Below are 3,629 nucleotides of genomic sequence, written 5' to 3' on the forward strand. Positions count from 1 at the left end.
CGCGAGATTTATTATTGACTTGTGCAAAGGTCAACAACCTTCGCCAAGTCAATTTTTTTATGTGGGGGTCCCGGTTATGAAGAAAATGACCATTCGGAAATTGCTTGAAAACATTGTCGCGAAGTCCTACGACCAGAAAATCAAGAAGTTCTATCTTGTGTCCACGGACGGCGAGGTCGTCACGGCGGACTTCGCGATCGACCTGGTTCGCAATGTCACGGACTGGAATTTCCTGTGGGAAGTCGAAGTCGTTTCCGCGAAGCGCGTCGACGACTATGTCACCGTGATCTACAACCCCGACATCGAGCAGACCAACGGGGACCCCGACAGAAACCTCTTGTAATCACAGCAACGGAAAGCAAGTGAAATCAAAAGTCCCCGTAAACGAAAACGAAAACGGGAACGAAAACGAGGAACGAGGAACGGGAACGCGCCCAACCGTGGCGGCGCCGACCCCGCGCGGATTTGACCGCTTCTGGTCCGCATATCCACGCAGAGTCGGAAAACAGGACGCCTTGAAAGCCTGGGGACAGCTTAACCCAGACGACGCCCTTGTGGACCAGATCGTCGCTGGCGTCGAAAGGTGGAAGACCTGTGACCAGTGGACGAAGGACGGCGGTTCGTTTATCTGCTACCCAGCCACGTTCATTCGCGGCCGCCGGTGGGAAGAAGACGACCGGCCTGATCCGCCGCCGGCTTCGCCGAAGGGAGCCACGCCGAAGAACTACGCCGACGACGAAGACTTCCTGGAAGGGCGGTGATTAAATGGACCTGATCGGGAATGTTCTGGCCGGCGTTATCCAGAAAAGCCTTCAAAACCAGGAGCCGGACGACTACACCGACGACGAAGGTTTTCTGTGCTGTGGAAACCTGATCAGTGTCGGCTGGTCCATGCTGATCTTCCTGGCGGCGTATCTGTCGAACGTCACCTTTTCCCTGTGGTACAACATCAAGTTGCAGAACCAGCCGTTCGATCGGTCGAAGCTGGTAGCCAGCGCGATCAAGATCGCGACATTTGTGATCGGCCTGGTCCTTCTGTGCTTATCCGTCACAACCCTTCCCCTGTTTGCGAACGAAGTCGGCTGGTCTGTTCCGCAGGAATACACCGACATTTTCGCCGACCTTGTAATCATCGGCGCTGTCCTTCTTGTTTCCTGTAAGTACATCAAGGAAGCGTTCGAAAAGTTCACAGCCATTTTGAACGCCGGGACTTCCGGCGAAGACATCGAATGAAAGGAAGTAAACGACCATGATGAAAAGTAAAATCTTTATCGAAAAGCTGATTGACGCGGCCAAAAATCACAAGACCCTGTACGTCATGGGCTGTTTCGGCGCGCCTATGACGTCCGCGAACAAGACCAGGTACACCCAGAATCACAGTTACAACAAACAGGCGGCCCGGACCGCTATGATCAAGGCCGCCAGCGCCGACACTTTCGGTTTTGACTGCGTGTGTCTTATCAAGGGTATTCTGTGGGGCTGGACTGGCGACAAGTCGAAGACCTACGGCGGAGCGTCTTATGCTTCGAACGGCGTCCCTGACATCGGGGCAGACACCATGATCGGAAAGTGTCAGAGCGTTTCGATCGGTAACTGGGGAAACATGACCCCCGGCGAAGCCTTGTGGGTCCCCGGACACATCGGCGTCTATATCGGCGACGGCCTGGCCGTTGAGTGTTCCCCGGCCTTCGAAAATGACGTCCAGATCACGGCCGTCGGCAATATCGGCAAGAAGGCCGGCTACAATACCCGGACCTGGCAGAAACACGGCCGCCTTCCCTATGTTGACTATTCCGACGCCGGCGGAAGCGCGACCGACGTGACCCCGCCCGAAAGCGGCGGCGAAATCGTCTACACCGTGAAAAAGGGCGACACGCTGTCCGCGATCGCGGCGAAGTATGGGACCACCTACCAGGCGATCGCCGCGTACAACGGGATCACCAATCCGAACCTGATCAGCGTCGGCCAGAAAATCAAGATTCCGACCACGGCCGGGTCGGAGTCCTTCAAGAAAGGGGACAAGGTGAAGGTCCTGAACGCCGTCACCTACGACGGAAAGTCCTTCAAAACCTACTATGACACTTACGACGTGATCCAGGTCAGCGGCGACCGTGTTGTGATCGGCGTCGGTACAACTATCACGGCCGCTGTCGCCGCGAAGAACCTTCGCAAAGCGTAAGCCGGCCGGAGCCGGCGGAAAGGGGGCGATCCTGTGGGCGTGAAGAAGAATGAACTGGTCCAGTGGATCGGCGGCCTGGAAGCCCTGAAAGACGACGTCCCGGAAATCATGTCCCAGATCGCCGTCGGCGAAGGCCAGTACGCCGTCCGCCAGGCGCGCCTGATCTGCAAGAACGACAGCCCGGACATCGTCAATACCGGCGACTACCGCCGGAACTGGAAGTCCGACAAGACGGCCAGGCGGAGCGGGAACCGCTTCATCGTTCGGTTTTATAATCCCCTGGATTATGCGAGTCACCTTGAACACGGCTTCCGAAGTCACTTCGTCCCCGGTCACTGGGAAGGGAACACCTTCGTCTATAACCGGGACGACCCGGAAGGCGGAATGTTCGTCGGTCCGAAGGGCGGTTACGTCCGGGGACACTTCACCATGAAGCGCGCCGCGAAACGGACAAAGGACACCCAACAGGCCAGAGTGTCCCGCAAGATCACGCGGGAGATCAACAAGCGAATGAAGACGAAGTAAGAAAGGCGGACGGGGAAACCCGTCCGCCTTTTTGCTATTTTCCGAAGGTCTTCCGCCACGCTTCTTCGATCTGGCTGTCACTTAACCCACGCCGGCGGCCGTCCCTGAACGCGGCTTCCTTCATGGACTTCAAGATCAGGTCTTCGCTGACGCTTATGTCAGACCCCGACGGTTCGGAAGCCCAGTCCACCGCCTGGCCTATTGCCCGAAAGGCCAGGTCTTCTGCTTCCAGGATCGCGTCGTCGACCGGCCCTTCGTCCGGCCTGTCCACACGCTCCAAAGCGTCTACGACTCTTTGAAGGCGGTCCTGACGCCCGGAAGCGGTCTTCAACTTCTGGGCCGCCGCGACTTCTTCGCTGACGACTTCGCCGACCCGCCCCACGAAAAGGGCGTCAATGTCGTCGTTCATTTCAGGGATCGGAGCCTGGCCGGCCTGGACCATGATTGAATTGAACCCCGAAATGAACCGGCGCGCGTCTTCGTACCTGGAAAGGAAAGTGGTCAGATTCTTCGTCTTTTCCATTATTCCGGCCGATTCCATATAAAGGTCCCTGATCTGTTCCAATCGCCTTATTGTTGCAAGCGGGACCGGCGCGGCCTTCTTTTCCTTCTTCCTGAACAGATTCCACCCCATAAAAAGCCCCCCGAATAGAAATCTATGGTTCATGCCAATAATATCATACCATAGTTTATGGTAACTTCAAATAGAATATTGTGAATGACCATAAACAGGGGGGCAAAAATGAAGAATCTTGGCTGCTACGGACGGCGGAATATATGCGGTGAGCGCGTCAGAATGGCGCGCCTGGCGAAGCGCATTTCACAGGAAACCCTGGCGGCGAAAATGCAAACGCTGGGCGTGGGCATAGCCCAGGACGCGATCAGCAACATCGAAGCCGGCCGACGGCTGGTCATGGACTACGAA

The 3,629-nt window shown here is 56.5% G+C and carries 7 protein-coding genes; 6 read left to right on the plus strand and 1 reads right to left on the minus strand.

Going from position 1 to position 3,629, the window contains the following annotated elements; all coding sequences use genetic code 11:
• Nucleotides 1-76 precede the first annotated feature (76 nt).
• The 5 genes from I2G69_RS13960 to I2G69_RS13980 are packed head-to-tail and all read left to right on the plus strand — an operon-like array spanning nt 77 to nt 2,704.
• Nucleotides 77-343: a hypothetical protein gene (locus I2G69_RS13960; RefSeq protein WP_195560990.1), complete on the plus strand. Its 267-nt coding sequence runs from the start codon at nt 77-79 to the stop codon at nt 341-343.
• 19 nt (nt 344-362) lie between these two features.
• Nucleotides 363-761 carry a hypothetical protein gene (locus I2G69_RS13965; protein WP_195560991.1) on the plus strand — a complete coding sequence of 133 codons (399 nt, stop codon included), beginning with the start codon at nt 363-365 and terminating at the stop codon, nt 759-761.
• Between the two features lie 4 nt (nt 762-765).
• Nucleotides 766-1,233, plus strand: coding sequence for a hypothetical protein (locus I2G69_RS13970; protein ID WP_195560992.1), 468 nt, complete (start codon nt 766-768; stop codon nt 1,231-1,233).
• A gap of 16 nt (nt 1,234-1,249) precedes the next feature.
• Entirely contained in the window at nt 1,250-2,179 is a 930-nt protein-coding gene (locus tag I2G69_RS14420) for a LysM peptidoglycan-binding domain-containing protein (RefSeq protein ID WP_279323446.1), read from the plus strand.
• Nucleotides 2,180-2,212: 33 nt separating this feature from the next.
• Nucleotides 2,213-2,704 (plus strand): HK97 gp10 family phage protein, encoded by a 492-nt coding sequence (locus I2G69_RS13980; protein ID WP_195560993.1) that lies wholly within the window; start codon nt 2,213-2,215, stop codon nt 2,702-2,704.
• 34 nt (nt 2,705-2,738) lie between these two features.
• Here the strand turns inward: I2G69_RS13980 and I2G69_RS13985 are convergent, their stop codons facing one another.
• Nucleotides 2,739-3,146, minus strand: a complete 408-nt coding sequence (locus I2G69_RS13985; protein WP_207740603.1) for a hypothetical protein — start codon at nt 3,144-3,146, stop codon at nt 2,739-2,741.
• 300 nt (nt 3,147-3,446) lie between these two features.
• On the opposite strand from I2G69_RS13985, the gene I2G69_RS13990 reads away from it, so the two are divergent.
• On the plus strand, nt 3,447-3,629 hold a 183-nt coding region (locus I2G69_RS13990; RefSeq protein WP_195560995.1), incomplete at its 3' end, for a helix-turn-helix domain-containing protein.

Origin of the sequence: Anaeromassilibacillus sp. D41t1_190614_C2 (assembly GCF_015558525.1) — a bacterium.
GTDB lineage: Bacteria > Bacillota > Clostridia > Oscillospirales > Acutalibacteraceae > Anaeromassilibacillus > Anaeromassilibacillus stercoravium.

What these genes read in the sequence shown, in the direction of transcription:
- I2G69_RS13970 (WP_195560992.1), top strand. Translation starts at nt 766, where the DNA reads ATGGACCTGATCGGGAATGTTCTGGCCGGCGTTATCCAGAAAAGCCTT.
- I2G69_RS13960 (WP_195560990.1), top strand. Translation starts at nt 77, where the DNA reads ATGAAGAAAATGACCATTCGGAAATTGCTTGAAAACATTGTCGCGAAG.
- I2G69_RS14420 (WP_279323446.1), top strand. Translation starts at nt 1,250, where the DNA reads ATGATGAAAAGTAAAATCTTTATCGAAAAGCTGATTGACGCGGCCAAA.
- I2G69_RS13985 (WP_207740603.1), bottom strand. Translation starts at nt 3,146, where the DNA reads ATGGTCCAGGCCGGCCAGGCTCCGATCCCTGAAATGAACGACGACATT.